This is a genomic window from Variovorax sp. Soil_C_33 (genome assembly GCF_057656935.1).
Genome location: NZ_JBDGJK010000005.1, coordinates 236,977 through 256,084, shown reverse-complemented (window position 1 = coordinate 256,084; position 19,108 = coordinate 236,977). Strand labels below are relative to the sequence as shown.

The 19,108-nt window shown below is 61.5% G+C and carries 12 protein-coding genes; 2 read left to right on the top strand and 10 right to left on the bottom strand.

Annotation, left to right across the window (positions count from 1 at the left end; all coding sequences use genetic code 11):
- The 10 genes from AC3A6B_RS10545 to AC3A6B_RS10500 all read right to left on the bottom strand — a co-directional run bounded on the left by AC3A6B_RS10545 (position 1) and on the right by AC3A6B_RS10500 (position 16,742).
- Positions 1 to 576: a lytic transglycosylase domain-containing protein gene (locus AC3A6B_RS10545; protein WP_487836659.1), complete on the bottom strand. Its 576-nt coding sequence runs from the start codon at positions 574 to 576 to the stop codon at positions 1 to 3.
- Positions 577 to 704: 128 nt separating this feature from the next.
- Positions 705 to 953: a hypothetical protein gene (locus tag AC3A6B_RS10540; protein ID WP_487836658.1), complete on the bottom strand. Its 249-nt coding sequence runs from the start codon at positions 951 to 953 to the stop codon at positions 705 to 707.
- 29 nt (positions 954 to 982) lie between these two features.
- Entirely contained in the window at positions 983 to 4,501 is a 3,519-nt protein-coding gene (locus AC3A6B_RS10535; protein ID WP_487836657.1) for an RHS repeat domain-containing protein, read from the bottom strand.
- A 186-nt stretch (positions 4,502 to 4,687) separates the two neighbouring features.
- Positions 4,688 to 4,957: a hypothetical protein gene (locus AC3A6B_RS10530; protein WP_487836656.1), complete on the bottom strand. Its 270-nt coding sequence runs from the start codon at positions 4,955 to 4,957 to the stop codon at positions 4,688 to 4,690.
- Positions 4,958 to 7,333, bottom strand: a complete 2,376-nt coding sequence (locus tag AC3A6B_RS10525) for an Ig-like domain-containing protein (RefSeq protein WP_487836655.1) — start codon at positions 7,331 to 7,333, stop codon at positions 4,958 to 4,960. It abuts the gene before it with no gap.
- Positions 7,330 to 9,765 carry a DUF7948 domain-containing protein gene (locus AC3A6B_RS10520; protein ID WP_487836654.1) on the bottom strand — a complete coding sequence of 812 codons (2,436 nt, stop codon included), beginning with the start codon at positions 9,763 to 9,765 and terminating at the stop codon, positions 7,330 to 7,332. The genes AC3A6B_RS10525 and AC3A6B_RS10520 overlap by 4 nt, the downstream gene beginning before the upstream one ends.
- A 577-nt stretch (positions 9,766 to 10,342) precedes the next feature.
- Positions 10,343 to 10,693 (bottom strand): hypothetical protein, encoded by a 351-nt coding sequence (locus tag AC3A6B_RS10515; protein ID WP_487836653.1) that lies wholly within the window; start codon positions 10,691 to 10,693, stop codon positions 10,343 to 10,345.
- A 647-nt stretch (positions 10,694 to 11,340) separates the two neighbouring features.
- A complete protein-coding gene (locus AC3A6B_RS10510) occupies positions 11,341 to 13,815 on the bottom strand; it encodes a peptidoglycan-binding domain-containing protein (protein ID WP_487836652.1) in 2,475 nt (824 codons plus the stop codon).
- A gap of 10 nt (positions 13,816 to 13,825) precedes the next feature.
- Complete coding sequence (locus AC3A6B_RS10505) at positions 13,826 to 15,259, bottom strand: cell wall hydrolase (protein ID WP_487836651.1); 1,434 nt, start codon at positions 15,257 to 15,259, stop codon at positions 13,826 to 13,828.
- A 7-nt stretch (positions 15,260 to 15,266) separates the two neighbouring features.
- Positions 15,267 to 16,742: a hypothetical protein gene (locus tag AC3A6B_RS10500; protein WP_487836650.1), complete on the bottom strand. Its 1,476-nt coding sequence runs from the start codon at positions 16,740 to 16,742 to the stop codon at positions 15,267 to 15,269.
- Positions 16,743 to 16,975: 233 nt separating this feature from the next.
- Between AC3A6B_RS10500 and AC3A6B_RS10495 the strand changes: the two genes are divergently transcribed.
- Entirely contained in the window at positions 16,976 to 17,764 is a 789-nt protein-coding gene (locus AC3A6B_RS10495; protein WP_487836649.1) for a hypothetical protein, read from the top strand.
- A gap of 414 nt (positions 17,765 to 18,178) precedes the next feature.
- A complete protein-coding gene (locus AC3A6B_RS10490; RefSeq protein ID WP_487836648.1) occupies positions 18,179 to 19,021 on the top strand; it encodes a hypothetical protein in 843 nt (280 codons plus the stop codon).
- The last annotated feature ends 87 nt before the right edge of the window (positions 19,022 to 19,108 follow it).

Genomic DNA, 19,108 nt, shown 5'->3' with positions numbered 1-19,108 from the left:
TTATGGGGTAATGGCTGTTGTTATGGCGGAATCGGCAGCGCCCATCCGGCCGAGAACCGCTGGGACGTACAACATGGTTTCGCGGTAGGGCGGGATGCGCTTGCCATGCCGGGCGATCGCCCCAGATCCCGCGTTGTAAGCGGCGAGCGCGAGCGCGACGTTGTTCTGGTGTTGGGCCAGCAGGTCCTTCAGGTGACGCACCCCCGCGTCGATGTTGCGCTCGGGATCGTTGAGCTCCTGAGGATCCGTCAATCCGTAGGCGCGCGCCGTGCCCGGCATCAGCTGCATGACACCGCGCGCGCCGCGTGGGGAGACGGCCTGCGGGTTTTGTGCGGACTCGACGGCCGCGACCGCTTCGACGAGCGCGACGGAAACCCCGTGTCGGGCAGCGATGCGCTCGAGGATTGGGCGCATCTGCGCCGGACGAAGGCCTTGCTTTGAGGCCACCGATCGAGCGCCGGTCCCCGATGCCGCCGGCGTCTCACTGAAGACGAGGGTGTAGCTGCGGTCCAGAGGCTGGCTTGCGAAGCGCAACACGCCGTCGGGGGACACGGATTGGTAGATGTCCGCCGCCATCGCACAACTGCAGGCGAGCCACGCTACGCAGAGGCTTCCCAGCCGGCAGCGCCTCACGCCGCGAAGGCTCGCGATGGCTGAAGGTCCATCCATGCCTTTTCGAGAATCAGCGCCATCCAACCGGGACGCTACCGCTTCGGTGGATTGAATTTCAGCTCCTCCGCCGGGGCGCTGCCGCCCGATTTGGCCTGGCCGTGCACGCGTGAGTGAACGCCACCCTTCACGCTGGCTGGCACCTTGTCCACGCCGGGAACCTTCGGCAGCGGGCCCTTCACGTTGGCTGGTGGAATGCCTTTCGCGCCAGGCGGCTCATCCGGTTTCGCAGACGCGAAGCCCATGGTGAGCGCGAAGGCCAGCAAGACGAGCAGTCGTTTCATATGGGGTCTCCTCTCAGCGTTCAATCCGTTCAATGTAACGCCTGCTCTTTGGTGGCCACGGCCTTGCCGTGGAAGTAAACGTACTCTTTGAGGGAGCTGCCCGGCGACTCTTCCCACAGGAGCTGACCATCGTGGCCGTGAACGAAGTAGGTCTCGGCCCCGGAGGCCTTCTTCACCCGCACTCGCTGGCCGGCTCCGTCGTAGTCGTACTGCATCTGGTCAGCCTCCCCACACTTGGCACAACGCATATTGGAGGCGTCGTCGTAACTGAACGCCGTGGTGCCATTTGAAGAGACGTTACCGTAGACGTCGTACTGCAGTGTGTAGCTGCTGCTTCCGCTCACCCCCGTGAGCCTCTGCGTGCTGGCGTCATAGGCATAGGTCAGGTTGACCGGACCCAGGCTCTGCGACAGGATGTTGCCGCGAAGGTCGTAACCGATGCTTCCGCCGTTGACGCCGGTCAAGCGCTGCAACGGGTCGTAGAACATGGTGCGATTGAAGGCCGTGTCGACCGTGTCGCTGATCGAGGTCAGATTGCCGGTTTCGTCGTACCCGAAGGTGGAGTTCAACATCGTTCCATTGTTCGCCTTCAAGGTGGCTGGCCACGTCCTCGGCGACAGTGTGACGGCGGTCTGGACGCCGTTGCCATAGGTGTAGCTGGCTGGCTGGCCAGTCGGGTGGTAGCTGACAGCGGTGACAAAGGAACCCGCCTGCGTTGCCCGGCCGAAGGCATCCGGTGAATAGTTCACCGACAGCCCCGACCCGTAGGTGACATTGGTGAGCGCGTCATTGGTGTCGTAGGTGTACTGCACCGGGAAGGTCTTGGTGCCCTGACCAGAAACCGACACCGTGAGCGCCTCGGACAACATGTTCTTGTTTGCGTCGTAGGTGTAGGCCCGCTGCGCGACTGCGTTGTCGAGTGTCTTGACCTTGTCATCCTTGAAGTAGGTCTTGATGACGCTCGGCGTGCCGCTCGGGTAGGTGATCGCCGTCATCCGGTTGCGGCCGTCGTAGCCGTAGGTGGTCTGAGCGGAGCTGCCGACCTGGCGCGAGGTCAAGTTGCCGACAGCGTCACGCCCCAGGGTCGTGGTGCCAGTCTCGGGGTCGATCACAGAGGTCAGGAAGAAATGGCTGTCATAGCCATAGGTGCGTGTGACCCCGTCCTGCGTGACCGAGGCCAACTGGCCCGCGACGTTTCGTACGATGGTCGTGTTTTCGCTGTTGGACAGCGGATCCTTGATCGCAACGAGCTCCCGATTGCCGGGGTCGCCGAAGACGCGGTAGCGCCACATGGTCTCGAAATTGCGTTCGTCGGTCATGCCTGTCTGGTATGCGTAGTGCACGTGCGTGCGGTAACTGCTCCACGCACCCCCCATCGGGTCGTAGGCATTGAAGACATAGATCGGCCGTCCCAGCATGTCGAACGTGGACCGCGTGCCGATCGTGGTGTTCGGATACGAGGCGAAGATTCGCCGTCCCAGAGAGTCGTTCTGGAAGTTTCGTGTGATGGCCTCAGCCCCCCCTGTATGCTTGACGCCCCAAGGCACGCCAAAGCCGTCATAGGTGGTCAGTTCCTGGAGACCCCCGCGCTGGACGGTACGCGTGAAGGCGCCCCAGGTGACGTTCACTGGATTGCCCACGGGGTGCGTGATGCCGGTGACGCGATGGAGGCCATCGAAGCTGAAGCCGGTCGTGGCGTTCTCGCCGTCTGTCTGCGAGCTTACGTCACCCTGGTCGCTCACCACGCGAGTTATGCTGACGCCCTCCGGCTGATTCTCGGTCTGGGCAATGCCGCGTTTGTGATTGGAATAGCTGGTCAGGTTGCCCTTGGCATCCTGGCGCGAGGCGACGTCACCCGTGGCGGTGTAGGTGTAGGTCGTCGTCACACCTGCGCGGGACTCGGTGAGCAGGTTGGCGTTGTTGTCGAACGTACGGGTGGTGGCGATGGTGCCCGAGTCATCGCTCGTCGTCTCGTTCGCCTTCACGCGAATGATCCACTTGGCCGGATTGGTGAAATAGGTGACGTTTGTGGTGCGCGGGCTGCTTGCGCCGTTGCTGCCGATTTCAGTGATCTGTCCAGGATTGCCGAAGGAATCGAAGGCGCCAAACGAGGTCTGGAAGGAACCTCCGACACGGCCGATACCGTAGTAACTTTTCAGCAGCGCATAGGTCGCGCCGTCCGAGATCGCGCCGTAAGGACGCTTGTTGTCTTGCGCCGAGATCTGGATGGGCGTGTAGGCCCAGCTTTCGTTCTGCACAGGACTTGCGATCCCGAGCAAACTGCCGATGTAAAACACGACGCCAGGTGTCGCGCTGACATAGCCGAAATGGTAGTAGGTCTTGCTGTCGTCGGGCCCGGTCACCGTCGTCTGGTCCACACGCGCAGCCTCCGCTGACGAAGGCGGAACATTGAAATTGAAGTATTTCGATCCATCCGGATTCGTCGACAGGGGGATCGCCTCGGTGGCTGGTGTGTAGGCGTACGTCCAGGTATATCCACCGCCCGAGGGAGCGACTTGCGTCGTCGCCGCGCCATTCGCCCAGGGGTTCGCGAGCTTTTGGGTAACGACCGTGCTGCTAGCCCACAGCGCGCCCGCAAAGTTCACCGTGCCATACGTGTAGTCGATAGTGCCTTTCGAGGGGTAGGTCACTTTCGTCATGGACAAGGCACCAGCCACGCCCAAGTTGTTGAGGTATTCATACTCCCACGTCGTACTATCCGGCCGGGTGACTTTGGTGAGTGCATTCAACGACGCCACCGACGTGGCGGTGATCTCGTAGTTCCACGTCACACCAGCACTTTGGACGCTGCTCAACGCGGGGATTCCTCCGACCGAGGTGTAGTTGAACGTCGCGCTACGACCATCGCTGGTGGTCACCGATGTCACTGCTGCGCCACCGGTGGCCACCATCGAATAGCCGATCGACATCCAGTTGCCGTTGCGGTCGGTAATGCGGCTGGTGTACCAGGGGTTGTAATTACCGTAGGAGACGCCAGCAAAGAGCATGTCGTACTGCGTACCGTCCGGGGAGTGCACGATGAGCCCCGGATCATTAGTCGCGAGATTGCACTCTGCCTTCCAAAGGTCCCGGGACACGAACGAAAGACCGTCCAACGCGGGATGGAACATCTGGCGACTGCCATCGGGCAATTCGAGCACCGGGTTCTTCGACTCGGACTGGTTCAGATCGCAAAGACCTGCCGTCGCGTTGCGCAAGATGCGGCCGAAGTGCATGGTCCAACCCACCCCCACGGGGCTGGGTTCAGGGGGCGAGCCGGTGGCGGTGTAGTTCAGGCTGCTGTAGGAGCGCTGGACCTTGAGGTCCATCCCGCCGTTGCCGGGGATGAGCAGGTCCACGACATGCCACTGCAGTTTGCCCGTGAAAGGATCGATGTGCTCACGGGCGTGATGATCGGTGTACTCGCGGGTGCGCGAGATTCCCGGCTCCTGATAGAAGCTGGGAATGGGGTCACTCGTGCCATCGGCGACCGCTTGGGCCCAAGGCATGCACAGCGCAACCAACCCAAGATTGAGCTTTGATTTCAACTTGTTTTCCCTCTCTCCGAATTTCTCACGGCGCGAGATGCACCAATTGCCTATCAGTGTATTTCTTCATATTCGCGAGTGTGATGTCAGCAAGCTGATTACTCACTCTTCTTCGGGCAACCTTCCCCCGCGGATTGCCCTCTGCGCCACTCATTACGAGACCGGTGGCCACGAACTGGAAAAGCACTAAGCCTCGCCGACTTTTTCCTTCATTGCGACCCTGACGTCTTCGTCGGTATGGAGATACTCACCCGGAGCTTTAATCATGTCTACCCCATAGAGGTACATCACGCCAGCCCAAATGCGCTCCTTGTCTGAAGATGGCAAATACACTAGGCTGCCCGCCTCTTCATGCTGCACTATCGAGTAGGCCCAGCGATCGGCTTGCTCGCGGGTCATGCGGCCGGCCAACATATCCTCGAATATGCGGCGAACAGATTGAAGATTGATTTCCACTTACCAACTCCCTGTGTACTTGCCGTTGCTGTCGAACTGGTAGTGGGTCTTGATCCCATTGTTCAACTCCGGCCTCACCTGACGAACGTTACCAGTATGGTCAACAGTCTCGTGCCAGCCCCTCGATCGACCTGTCGCTGGATCGAACTCATGCACATATCTGCGCCCGGCCATTTCACCGGCTTTGGTGGCGGGCTGAACCTCGCCGGAGTAGCGAATCCGGCCATTCTCAAGTTCTTTGACCCCGCCTTTTCCGTACTTCTGACTGTACTCGAGGTGCTTTGCCAGATCTGCACCCTGTTTTGTGCTTCCCCTTCCCATCGTTGCCAACAATCCGACCGCCTGGATATTGGCTTCGCGACTCTCGGCCATTCCCTGAAGGGCTACGCTTTTTAAACTCTCATTGCCGCTTGCCGCACCGACCACATATGCAGCCAAGGCCCCCCAAGCATTCCCCATCACCACAATAGGGGCTTCTTTCCCTAACAAATTCTCGATGGCCTGATGACCATCGGGATCAACATACCTGTATGGGTTGTTGTTGGCGTATGAATACCGGTTGAACGTTTGAATGTTGCTCTCTTGGTATCGCACAGCGTCCACGCCCATGAACCTGCCTATAGCCGAGTCGTAGTACCGAGCGCCGAAATACGACAGCCCCGTCTCCTGGTCCAGCGGCTTCCCGTGGAATGAGAGCCTGTTGTCAGCTTCGGGGGCCGCGTTGACGTTTCGGCTGCCATAGGGCTGGTAGTTCTCCTTCCAAACCACCGCTCCCGTGCTATCCGTCGCTGCGATCGGACTGCCCGCGAAGTCGTTGTGCAGGTACGTAACGCCGTCGGAGACGGACACCGTGATCGGGTTCGAGGTCGCGCTCACGCCATTGCTGTCGTAGGCGGTGGCGGTGAGTGTGTAGGTCCCGCTTTGCGTGAGTGCCAACGTCGCTCCGAAAGGCGCGCTCGTGGCGGTGGCCATTTCCGTCGAACCGCCGGTACGAGTCGCAGTGAAATCAACTTTGGCGATCGACCCCACGGCAGCCGCGGCATTGGCGCTCACCTGAACATTCGCAGGCGCCAAGTACGAGGTCCCGGCCGCTGGACCCGTCAGACTCACGCTAGGCGGAGCATTTGAATCGACCGTGACAGCTACCGGAGCCGACGTCGTCTTCGCACCTTTGTCGTCCGTCGCTCTGGCGGAAAAAGAGTAACTGCCGGCTGGTTGGGCTGACAGCGCCAAGGCATAGGGTGGTGTGTTGCTAGCTCCGAGCAGATTTCCGTTACTTAGGAACTCCACCAACGAGATCGAGCCATCAGGGTCCGATGCTGTGGCCTGCAAGGACAGATTTGCAGGAGCTTGGAAGACCGCCCCATTCGTTGGAGCTGTAAGACTCACAACGGGAGGCTGATTGGGTGGCAAGATGGTTACGGGGATTGAACGGGAATCTGCTTGCCGACCAGCGTTGTCGATCACTCGCGCAAACACGCCGAAGGTTTGGGTCGGCGGGTTGTTCCATACATAGCTGTACGGCGGCGATGTCGCAGTGCCGATCAGGGCGCCCGTGGAGAGCAGCCGATACTCAACCCGCTGCACGGTACCAGGGACGGTCTGAGCTGAGGACTGCAGCGTGAGGCTCGTCGGAGCGCCGTTGTACGTGGCTGTTTTGAGCGGCGAGGTCACTACTACCTGCAAAACCGGATTCGTCACAGTCACCGACGAGGTCGAGAATGTGCCGTCGCGCTGCAGGACAGTCGTGGTCAGAGTATTGCTACCGGGAGCGAGGGGGACGTTGGCTGCCTTGTAGGTTGTCGGGCTGGTCTGCGTGGCTAGCACGGTGCTATTGACACCGTTGAAGACCGAAATGACCGATTGGCTATCACCACCGAATGTGCCAATGACGTCCACAGCGCTGCCGGAGACATCCGAGCCAGCGGCTGGGCTGGTGGTCGCCGCCGCGCTTGGTGCCTTTGTCACGGTTACGGTAGCCGCCGACGACGTTGTTGCCGCGCCGAGATTGTCCGTAGCCTTGGCCGTGATGCTGTAGCTGCCGGCCAGCGCACCAGTCCAGCTGTATGTGTAAGGGGCCGAAGTAACACTAGCGAGGATCTGTCCGCCCGCATAGAACGCGACACTGGCGATCGCGCCATCTGAATCCGCTGCAGTTGCCGAAAGAGGGATCGTCTGTTGAGTTGTGTAGCTGGCTCCGGCAATAGGCGAATTCAAGCTCACTGTCGGAGCCTTGTTGGCGGCATGAACTGGCACATGCACGAATGCCAGGAGCACGCAAAGCGCGAGGCCCAGTCTCAAAACGAGGAAGTCCCGCATCGTCTGAATCCATTGTGATAATTTGAAGTCCTTGTGGATACGCGAGTGCTGGATCATTGGTCAACTGCGCAATACATGGGAGTCGAGAGGGCTCCATCGCTAGACCGCGTCGCGGTGAACTTGTGAACGCCCACGGCGAGCTGTCCCGACCATGACGCCATGCCGCCCACAATAGGTGCAGTGGCAAGCGTCGTGGCCCCATCCATGAATACCATGTTGCCGGCTGCATTCAGCGCGGTGAAGGCAACTAGCTGCGTATTGGACAGCTGGTCCCCGCATTGAAAAACTTGCAGTGTGACTGGAACGTTGAGAGTACTCAGCTTCGACACGAAACCACTCTGCGTACTGGCAGTCGTGAGCTTGAATGAACCCTTTGTCGTCGGAAAGTCAGCGGACGTTGTCGTACCGGAAACATAGGCATTACCTTGCGGATCGATAGCGAGTCTGTTGACTTGCTCGTTCCATTGATTGGGAGCGAGCACATTGGAAACGTAGCCTCGGCTCGCACCTCCCAGTCGCGTCGCATAGCGAATGCTGAAGATGCCTGTGAACGGGTTCGACACCAGTTGCGCGACATAGGCATCCATACGGCCTCCGAGACTCGTCTGGATCGGGTCGACTAGGTCGTATACCTGAATCGACGAGACGTAGCCCGCCACAAACATATTCGTGCCGGTGGGATCCACTGCGATCGCCGTCCCGCCATCCACGGGGTCACTTGGAACGCAGGAGAACACGGTGTCGCTCAAACATGCGCGTCCGCCAAAATACGATGACCAACGAAGACTCGCTCCGTCTGGGTTCATGACGGTGATGAAGCCGACGCCGTAGTTCCCAGATGCCCATCTGGACGCATTCACGATGGGAAAGTTGGCGGATGCCGTTTCCCCTGTGAGATACATGCGTCCATTCGAATCCACCGCGATGCCGTTGCCGGAGTCATTCCTGCTGCCCCCTATATAGCTCGACAGCAGTAACGTCGTCCCAGTGGGATTTATTTTGGAGACGAATGCGTCATAGGATCCGTTGGACATTGTCTGGTAGGCACCGGGCGTGACGGGAAAGTTGGTCGATAAGGTGCGGCCAGTAACGTAGATGTTCCCGGCAGAATCCGTTGTGAGATCGTGAATCTCATTGTCTGACGAGCCCCCCAGGTACGTTCCGAAAACAAGATTGCTTCCAGCACTGTTGAGCTTCAGGATGTATGCATTGGTCGAGTTGATGTCGGCGGGTGGCGTGGCTTGGACGACTCCCGTAGTGGTGGGAATCACTCCTCCTGAGGTCAGTCCACCCGCAACGATCGCATTGCCAGCGCCGTCCACACGAATAAATCCGGCGTCAGTTGTGATCCAACTCGCCTGTAGGTACGTCGAATAGACCAGCGCATTGCCGGCAGGGTTGAGTTTGGTGACGAAGAGTCCGCCCGTACCCGTGGCACGGTAGGCGCCGCTTGTGGTTGGAAAGCCGCTCGCCCCCGTAAAGCCCAGCACATATGCATTTCCGGAGGCATCGACCGCTATCCCCATGGCCAAGGTGTCGGTTCTTCTAACCCCCAGGTAGGTCGAATAGACAAGGCCAGTACCCTGAGGATTAAGCTTAGCAATAACGGCGTCGTAAGAACTGCCAAGACGTGTCGTTTGATAGGCTCCAACAGTCGGCCAGTTGGTAGCCGTCGAATAGCCAGCGATATAGGCGCTACCTGAAGCATCGACGGCGAGACCAATAGCATTGTCAGCACCACTGGTGCTGCCGACAAAGGTCGAATAGCTCAAGACCGGATCAATTACGAGCGTCTCTGACGGATCAAAGGCCCCCAAGCGCAGACGGACCTTCGTCCCGTCGACGATCGTGTAGTCGGCTGACACTGACTGACGCTTGCCATCTTTGTCTTGAAAGACTATTGGGCGATGCTGGGTCAGCACGCCCGCTTCGGAGCGAATCAGTAGATCGCCTTGCCCGTTGACTTCGAGGCCCCGTGCACCTGAAAAGTCGAACTCGATTGGGTCCGGGTTAGCGCCCGGTTGCAAGAGGAGGTCGTACTCGATCGCACCATTCTTGCCATAGAAGACGACGTCGACGCCAGGATAGATCTGGCGATACAGCACCCTCTCGTAGTTGGGGACGTCGGTCCGAAAACTAGATGGGTCGCCTGTGAAGTAGTTGGTTCGGTGGCCGGATTTACCCTGCGCGACTAACTCAGGAGCCCGAGCAGATCCACCGAAGCGAAGAAGGATGTGTGACTGCGCAAACTCTTTGTCGGTCTTTCCCTCGACGCTGATGACCGCCCCTTCGTCGGTCAGATACATCTGGTATCCCTGGGCCCGCGCTAGGAACCGTATCGCTTCATGGTGCTGGCCTTCATTGACTTCGAACTCAATCGGAAGTTGAGCCAATCTTGTCGGCGTAGGGGGTTCCAAGACAGTCGCTGCCCAGGTCGAATGAGCAGCGAGCAGCGAAGCCGCCAGCGCAAGTGAGGCTTGAACGCGCAACTTGGGTCCTCCCGAAGGTTCCCCGTACATCGGTACAGATGAAATCATTTGTTAGTTGTGAAACGCAAACATTTTTACTTGTTAACCAAATGTAACGCACGCGGCAGGGGCCGGAGATCATCCAACTTGACAATTGACGTTGCGGTCGATATCGCGTAGGGATCGAATCGGTGCTAGGAGGTGGGAAAAGTGCCGCTAAGAAGGTGCGCCTTCGAGTGCAGTAGAAAAAGGAAGGAGTGACCGCTCTTTTTTTTGGTGTCGTGAATGACGCAGGCTTCGGCTCCGGACCATGAATCCACCGATCTCGCTCGCAAGCGTCTCTCAGGGGGTTTTGACTATGCTGGGGGCAGGAAGCAGCCGCTTGCTTGCGGCGTATCGGTTCACACTACGCGCCAGAGCACTACAGCTTTGAACTCGACCCGCAGAGCCGCACCACCGGTCATTTCGTAATCGCCGGGCATGCTCACAATGTGTGCGGGCGGTAGTGGCCGTGGCAGCGGCGCCTGGACCCCTGCACCCGCACTTTCCAGCCGAGCGCCCGCTGCCGCGTCGCCCGATGCTCGATGCCCCGTCCGGCCTAGACCGCATTGAACAACGCCGAGTTGGCCGCCGGCTGCCCCTGAGCGTTTTCGAGCGCCCGGATCACGCCGCGCAGGCGCTCGCACTCGCGCTCGAGCGAGGCGACCCAGGCGCGGGCGTGCTGCGCTTCGTTGAAGGCCTGCGCATGCAGCGCGGCCATGCCCCATCTGCTTTCGAACCAGAGGGCCAGGTAGACTGCGCGGGGTGCGTTGCCGCTGGCCTGGTAGCGCTGCAGGGTGCGCAGGCTCACCCCCAGGTGCCGGGCGATGTTTTTGCGCGATTCGATCTGGTCGGCAAGCAGGAAAGACAGCCGCGGCAGTCGGGCGAACGAAGGCGCGAGGAATGGCATGGAGGACCTCCTGCGAGCGGCGAGACGGCGGTGTGCCGGCTCTGCCGCCCTGTCAGTTTGTCGCGATGCGGTGGCGCCCTCTTCTCCCCTCTTCTCCCCCTGCGCAGGCGGCCTTTCAGGGCGGGAGAGAATGAAATAAACATAACAAGGCCATGCAGTCGACAAGTTTTGTAGGCGCCAAGTAGAAATTTTGCAAAGTCTGCCGTCCCAGATCCTGGGGATCGGCCCGGGTTGAGCGGCTCGTCAAGGTAAACGGACGAAGGCGCTGCTGGTCTGGTCTCGCGCGAGTGGCAGAGCAATCATCAATTGGGCTTAGGTGTTGCCGAACGAGCCACAGCGCTGATCTGTCAACGTTGCACCAACTTGAGTCCGACGCTGGCGCGCGAGGAGCTTCGTGAGTGCCATGCATTAGTCCGGGCGAAGGAGACCGTGCGGGTGCTGGTGATGGTGACGGGCCTGTGGACGCCTTGCAAAGAGCGCCCGACAAAGATCCAACAACCGCCGGGCGTGCATCGGCGAGTTGTTCCAGATCGACGGCCGCGACCAGCGCCCGCCTGTGTCTGGTCTTGGGTCGATGTGCGACGAAGCTCGGCATCCTGCGGCTCGCGCTGCGAAGCACCTTGTCATCGCCAGCTCGAGCATGCGCCTTAATGCCCGTCGTCAGACCAATGTGGCGGGTCGTTGCCGAACACGTCCTTGATCACGCCGTAGGTCGCGCCGCATGCCCTGAGCTGCGGATGGGTACCATTGCGCGGACCATCGAGGATGGTTCTCACCGCTCCGTCGGCATCGAGGATCTGCAGTTCTCCAATCCAGCTGATGGTCATGTCGACGGCGCGCCCATCGGTATGACGGCTCGCCAATGCTGGCTTGGTGACGAGCTTGTAGCCGATGACCATTTCGCGCGCTCCACTTCGAGCTCGCGCCAAGTCGGGCGCGCCCGTCGGGTCCGTGTGGACCCAATCGATGTTGACGCCGGGCCTTGGCGGGACATCCTGCGGATCGAACTGTTCGTGCGCGATCCTCCAGCACCAGTGCATCAGGTAGGCGCGCTCCGGCGGGCGGAATGTGGCCGAAATTCTGATGTTCGCACCTGCATTGCGAAGCGCTCCGACGAAGCCTTCCAGCGCGCGCGCAAACCTGGGCTGGCATGCGGCGATTTCGTTGCTGCCGAGAAATGCTTGGACCCACTGGGCGCCACTGCGGCTAGGACCCGGCGGCGGCGCGGCTGCCGGTGGTGCTGTTGGCGGTTGCGGCGCAGGTGCGGTAGGGGGCGCTGTAGGTGTACCTGGCGGCACGATACCCATACCGCTTTGATTCAGCAGCTCGAACAACTGGCGCTCGGTCAATACTCCATCGGCCGTGTACTGCCTCACACTCTGCCACTGCCGGATTGCGTCGCGCGTGGTGCCATCTAGCACGCCGTTTGCGACCAGGTCGGTTCTTTTCAGTCGATGCATCAGCTCACGCTGCAGGCGCCGGATTTCGCTTTCCGTCAAGCTCTTCTCTGGCGTGCTCAGGGCTTCGCTCGTTGGCGGCGGCGAGCCCGGCGGGACGCCGCCGGGCATGCTGCCGACCACCCCCCCTCCTCCGTTTCCGCTCCTCGCCGGCATCGACAGAGTCGTACCCCCGGGCGGTGTGGTGATCGCGCCACTCTTGTCGACCGCCGACGGCTTGCCGCCAGCTGCGCGCAGTTTCGCAAGCTTGCTGAGCGTGTCGAACCAGAAGGGCGCGCCCAGGCTTGTGGCGATGGCGGTAAGCAACCAGCCGACGACAACCAGCACCAGGTTACCGACGCGATGGATGTCCCAGCATGCATCGCCTACCTTGGCCGCCGCGGCGTCGACGCATGTCGAGCTGAAAACTTCAGGTGCGAGGAACGGCGCCCAGCCCACCGGCAGGCCCATGCTCTTGAGAGTGTTGAGATCGCCCAGGCGCTCGCAGAGCTCGCGCGCCTGGGGATCGGTTTTTGAGTTGGCGCAATCGAGATGCCGGCCTACGCCCTCGAGTCCGGCCGCGATGCGCGTGCGTTCATCGCTCACCGCATGGTTTAGTCTCGCGAGGCGCTCGTTCAGCAGCGGGTGTGCCGGCGCCGTCCCGTTCGTGAGCTGCGTGAGCTTCATCATTGCCCTGTCCATCTCCCGCATCGAGCCAAGCTTCTGCCGCATGGACTCGGGACTACCGTCATCAGCCTTGCGCGCGGCGTCGAGGCGCGAGCGCAGGTACAGGACCTGCTCGTAGGCCTGCGACACGCTTTGCCACGCGCCGCTGGCCGGATGCGAGACGAGCTGCTCCTTCGCGCCTTCGAGCGCACCCTTGACTTCGTCCAGTGCGCGTTCGGTGGTGACCTGTTCCTTGCTGCGGCGCTCGCGGAGCTCGGCGCGCGCAGCAGCAGTGGCAGCGCGCACGGCTGCAGTGGTTGCGGCTGCTTGCGCGTCGCCGTTTGCATTTTCTTTTCCGATCGACGCGCCGTACGCGTTGCCCGCCTTTTCGGCCGCGCTTGCAAGCGCTTGGCGCATGGGAGCGTCTTGCCAAAGGTGGGTGGCGACAATAATCGGATTGATGTTGGCCGCCGCGGCCACCATGAAGCCGAACATCAGCAGGCTCCTCTGGTTGCTGCGCTTGAACCAGCCGATGGAGCGCTCAGTGACGGAGTCGTACCATGCGCAAAGCCGCGCCTCGTAGCCGGGCCAGTCGTTCTCCACGCCGTGGATCAAGCTGCCCAGGCCGGCGAGGAACTGCTCGTTCGGGCCGCCTTCCACCTGTCCCTTGCGGCGGAGCGCTTCGACGAACTGCAGCGGTGTCGATGGCCTGATGCCGCCGGTGGAATCCTTGATCAGCGAGGCGACAAGCGAGGTGACCACGATGTCGGCCCCCATGTACGACGGGCGCGGTACGCCTTCCCTCGTTTCCTGCGACAGCGAAACGAGCAGGGGAAACTTCATGACTTTCTCGGCGAAGGCCTTGTCGTCGCCGAGGAAGGATACTAGGGCTGTATTCAGCACCTTCGCCCGCGAGCCCCATGCCGAGGCCCAGAGCTCACGCACCGCGGTGACGAACAGACTCGTGAGTGCAAACACCAGTGCCAGGCCGAGTGCCACTTCGATCATTCGTGTATCCATGGCCGGCTCCTCAGCGGATATCGTTGTAGAAGACGTGGTTCCCGACGCTTGCGCACGGTGTGTGGCCGACCGCCCAGCCGGGCCGGGGGAACAGCGAGCGCGCGTGATAGTGCGTGGCGCCTTCGGTTGGGTCTTCATCGAGTCGGACGAGACCGCGCGAGTCGGAGAGGAGCGCAGCAGCGATGTCCAGTGCCTCACGGAACTGCGGGTCGCTTACGTCGGCTGCGACCAGCCTGCGCAAGTTTGGATCGTTGAGATTCCAGCAACTGAAGTGCCAGGGCTTGCGGCAGACCTCGGCGACAGTCTTGCCGAAATAGGTCTGGCGAGCCGTGCGATTGAGGATGACATGGGCCACGGCGCGCATGCCTTCCGTGCCTTCGCCTCGCGCCTCGCCCCACATGGTGCGCGCAAGCACATCGGCATCGCCCGGCAAGGGGGCCGCACCCACGGACGGTCTGGCAGGCGTAGGAAGGGAGCCGGCGAACACCTCGCGCGCGGGCGGCGGGGGCGCGACGCGCAGCGACTCGTCGCGCAGGACCAGGTCGGCGCGGAAGTACTCGAGGATGCGAAAGATCGGTACGCACAAGGGGCGCTCCGGTGAGTTCGGTTCGGTGCCGGCATGGATGCCAACCAGCCAATCGCGCTCGTCCCAAACCGGCGCGCCGCTGTCGCCAGGCAGCGTGCCCTGTGGTGCATCCCAGGACAGTACGTCGACGAGCTGATACTCGATGTCCGTCCCTTCGATGCCCATGTGGCAGGACACGCGCGCCGCCGCCTGGCCGCGCACGTCCCCGCGATCGCGAGTCAGCAGGCGCAGTGCGTCGGACTCGCGCACCGAGAAGTTCACCCCAGCCGGCCATTCTGTGTTGCGCGATGCGAAGTCTGCGAGCGCTTCGGTCTCGACAAAGGCGATGGCCGCATCGATGCTTGTCCCTTCGCCGGGCGCCGCGAAGTCCGGATACCAGTCGAGCAGTGAGCCGGAAAAAAGCGTCGCGCCGCCGTGTGCTGAAAACGCGATCTCGTCTCCGCCTGCCACATCTGGCTGGGCTGCGACCACATGGCCGGAAGTGAGCGCGAAAAGCTGTTCCGAGTAGCGCCGGTCCCGCAGGACCGCGCCGAGTGTGCCGGCCGAGATGCCAGAAGACCGGTTGACCACTTCGGGCGGTGAATGTGCGATGCCATGGCGAGCACAGCGCACCGCGTGCACTGGGATTGGTGCCCCATCGATCGGCGACCGTAGCTTTCGCGGTAGCAGGGTGCCGCCGCAATGGTCGTCGAAGCCTAGCGTGAGGCCGTCGGTCCTGCGCCTCACCAAGCGTAGGCTGGCCGCGGCAGCGCCCGACAGGCCCAATCGGGCGCTAGATGCGAGCCGCGCACCGCGCTCGGCCAGCACGAGATTGAGCGCGCGGTGCAAGGCCAGGTAGTGGGTGTGTGCTGAGACCATGGCTTCGTCATCCCTGCCGGGGCCTGGCGACGTTGGCGCACGCTGTGCCATCGCGTACTGCGTCACGCGTGCTCGCGTCGAAGTCGCCGGTGGGCGGCTTCGGCCGACCTAGCAGGGCCTGGCATGCGGCGATCGCCTTGCGCGCTTGGTCCTGCGTCGCATCGGTGCCCAGCCCGAGCCGGCGCAAGTCGTCCGCCGTGAGCTCCGCAGTACCGGCTTCGTCTGAACCCGGAGCGGGCGCTATCCCCGCGGGCGGTGCGATGGATTCACAGGCCTTCAGGCTCGTACGCACGTTGCGGACGTCTTCCAGAACCGGGTCGATGCGGGAGGCGAGCGCCCGTCGGCTTGCTCGCAGCACGGCCGTGTCGCGCTCGATCTCCTGGATGGCCGTCTGCGTCGCCGCGTCGAGTGAACGGACCGAGCCGTCCTTGCCGTTGATGGGTGCACCCTGGGCTTGACCCAGCGCCGGCTTAAAGGCATCGGAACCGCTCAGCGTCAGTCCTGTCGCCCGCAGGTCGCGCGTCGACGCGAGGATGGTCTGCAAACTGGGCTCGGTCTTCAGCACCTCCATGCTCACGCTGAGCTGGATGCGCCGCGAGGTTTCGTTGAGCTCGCGCGGAGCCGAACGCAGTTTGGCGAGCAGAAGCGGTACCTGCTTGCTTAATCCTTCCGCCGCCGTGAGCTCCTGCTTGGCTAGCGCTGCCGCACCCGCGACTGCGGGGTTTGGCGCTTCGATGCGCGTTCGCGCCACTGGTGCGACGCAGCGCCGATCCCATTCGACGCGCGCCCGTGCGCAGATGGCCTCGTGCGTCGCGCGCTCTTCGGCGGTGGCGTCGCGCAGCGTGCATTGAGGCCGGTTCTCCATTGAGCAGCCAGCGGGCGGCACGTTCGCTCCCGTGGTGATACTGCGCTCGCGTGCCAGGCCGGCATGCTTGGCGAGTGTTAGTGACAAGGCGGCTGCGTCCGCTTCCATTGCGTCCTGCCGCTTTTGCCAATCGTTCTGCTCCTCTTTGCGTACGTCGTAAGGCTCGCTCGCAGCAATGGCGCAGGACAGCGCCTTGGCGCCCGCCAAGTAGACCGTCTGCCGCGGTCGCGAGGCGAAAGTGCTGCCGTACAGATAAGCCGCCGAGCCGGCCACGCCCAGACCCACTATGTCGGAACGATTGGGATGATTGATGCTCTTGACCAGCGCCAGGGCCGATAGGCCGATCAATGCCGCACCGATGCCCGGGGTGAGCGCCGAATGCTCCTTCACGGCGTCGTTGTAGCGGCGCATGACTTGGAGCGCGCTCGCCTTGGCCTGCTGCATTGTCGGCGGCTCGTCGTTCGTCTTCGTCGCTGAATGCTCGCCGCCGCCCAGATTCGGTGCCGAGAGCATGTCATCTGAGAAAATCTGCGGCGAAAGTGGTGAACAGGCGGCCGCCCACAGCGCAACACAAGTCAGCACGCATGCGCGCACTCGCGTCCGAAAAATGTTTTCCATCCTCGGCTCCTTGTTTTTCTAAGGCGCTATGTACCACCCCTCTCCAGAACGGCAATCCTCCGTCCGAAGGATGGGGGCATCTAACCAGCGATGCTCGGACGTACAGTCCTTGCGCCGAGCGCTGAGCTACACCAGAGAGTCCACCCCACAGAGAGGGCATAACGCACACCAGGAACCACCCCTCAAATGCCGTTTGTCCACGAGAATAGGAAACAAACTCCGAGGGGCGTGACATGGCGACTGATCAAGATTCACCTTCCAACACGGTCGGCGTTGTGATCGCGATGAATGAAGTCGGTCGACGCCTCGCGGCGATTGAAGAATCCCTGGCGACCAAACAGTCAGCCGCTTCAAAAACCAACTCTGCACTTCTCGAAGTGCTGAAGGTGTTGTTTGGCGGTTGGCCTGCCTTCGCTTTGATCCTTCTCGTACTTTTCTACGTCCCACTTCGAGATGCGTTGAATGAGATTCCGGACAAAGTGCGGAAGGCTAAGGACATCAGCGTCGCGACCATTTCACTCAAGTCCACGATAAGGGATGAGGCGGTTAAGCTCGGCACCCCCAACCTAGCCGATACAGTGCCGCGCTTGTCAGCTGACGCTACCGTCATGCTCTTGCACGCTCGGGCAGATTCATCAGGGCTTATTGGCATGTACGAGCGCGAGAAGGGCGAGGGCTACTACTCCATCGAACTCCCAAGCCTTGCCGGCTTCGCCGCGCTAGAGGAATTGCAGCGGAACAAGTTGATCGATCTAGGTGGATTTGTCGATGACAAAGAGGTGACTCTCGATCAAGCTGCGAAAGCGTTCACAGAGTTCCGCAAATCACATCCCGCCGATGAATACCAAACAAAGACGAAGAATCGGGTTCGGTGGGTGTTCCACAAGCGTGTCCCTACAAAGACCGATATTCCAAGCTTTACCTGGGAACTTACGTCACTTGGAGCGAAAGCTGTCGAGGTGGTGGCCAGCGCAGTTCATGCCGAGTTGCAGAGAGAGCAGACACCTACAGAGAAAAAATAGACATAGCCCGCTCTCGATCGGCTCGATTTCGAATGCGCTTTCCTGGTTTGCGAGGCCGAACCTGAATAGCGCGGAAGTTTTGCTCCTGCGCATCATCCTCGATCTCTAAGTCGATCACGCGGAGCATCCTGTCCTCGTAGCTAGCGACTGTGCCCACATGGAAGTGGGACTGAAGTTTCCTCCTTCACGGACGCCGTACCGTTGCGGAAGAAGGAGTCCGAAATGGGCCGAGACTAGGCCGCCGTACCCGGCGGCATTTTCAGAACAGATCATCGAGCTGGCGTGAGCCGGCAGGAGCTCCTGCCGAGCTGTCACGCCAAGGGGCGCTGATCGAGAAGACGCTTGGAGTTGGAGCCGGCCGTACGTCAGGCCGCCATGTCGGATGCGCACCGTCAGTCATCCTCTCATCTGGCGATGAAGGCGTTCGCCCTTCGGCGCACCATGGTGGCCTTTGAGCGACTGGAGGCGTGCATGGCCATGAGCAATCTCTTCTATGGTTCTCAGGACGGGTTGACGCGCGGCGCCTCGCCAACCATGCTGGCGGTCGGCGATTCGTGGTTCTGGTACCCGTTCAATAATCTATTGGGCGAGATTGCCCGGCGGCGGCCTCAGCAGAGCATCGTGGTGGCCGGATACAACGGCGCCGAGGCCGGCGAATGGAGCACGAAGTTCGCGCAGTCCATCAAGGTCACCTTCGATTTCTTTGCGCGCGGTCCCCTCGTCAGAGCTCTGCTGCTGAGCGGCGGTGGCAACGACATCGTGGGCACACAGAACTTTCCCAGGCTGCTGAAAGCCAACTGTTCGGCCTGCAACCAGCTGGCCGATTGCTACGCCGCCGGACAGCCCGATGCCGCGCTGGCCGGCATCGAGGGCCACTATCGCACCTTGATTGCGCGCTTTCGCGGCTACAACCCAGGCTCAGTCGTCGTGCTCCACAACTATGACAAGGCCTGGCCCACCGGCGACGGCGTCTTCGGGCCCGCTGATTGGCTCAAGGTGCCCATGGATGGATGCCAGGTTCCACAGGAGCTGCGAGCCGACCTGTTCGCTGATCTGGTCGACCGGCTCGGCCTTTTGCAGGAGCGCATGGCCGGTGACCCCGCGCTGGGCCGCGTCCTGGCGGTCAAGACGGCCGGCACCCTGGACGGAAAAGGCTGGGCCAACGAACTTCATCCGACGTCCAGGGGATTCAAGCGCTTGGTCGAGCAGAAGTTCCTGCCCGCGCTGGACGGGATCGATCTCGCCCCCCCGCACTGAGGTCGGCACGGGTTACCGTTCATCACGAACCGGAGGCCGAATATGAATATGTCAGACGCCGCAGCCGTTTCGAGTTCCGTGGGCGCC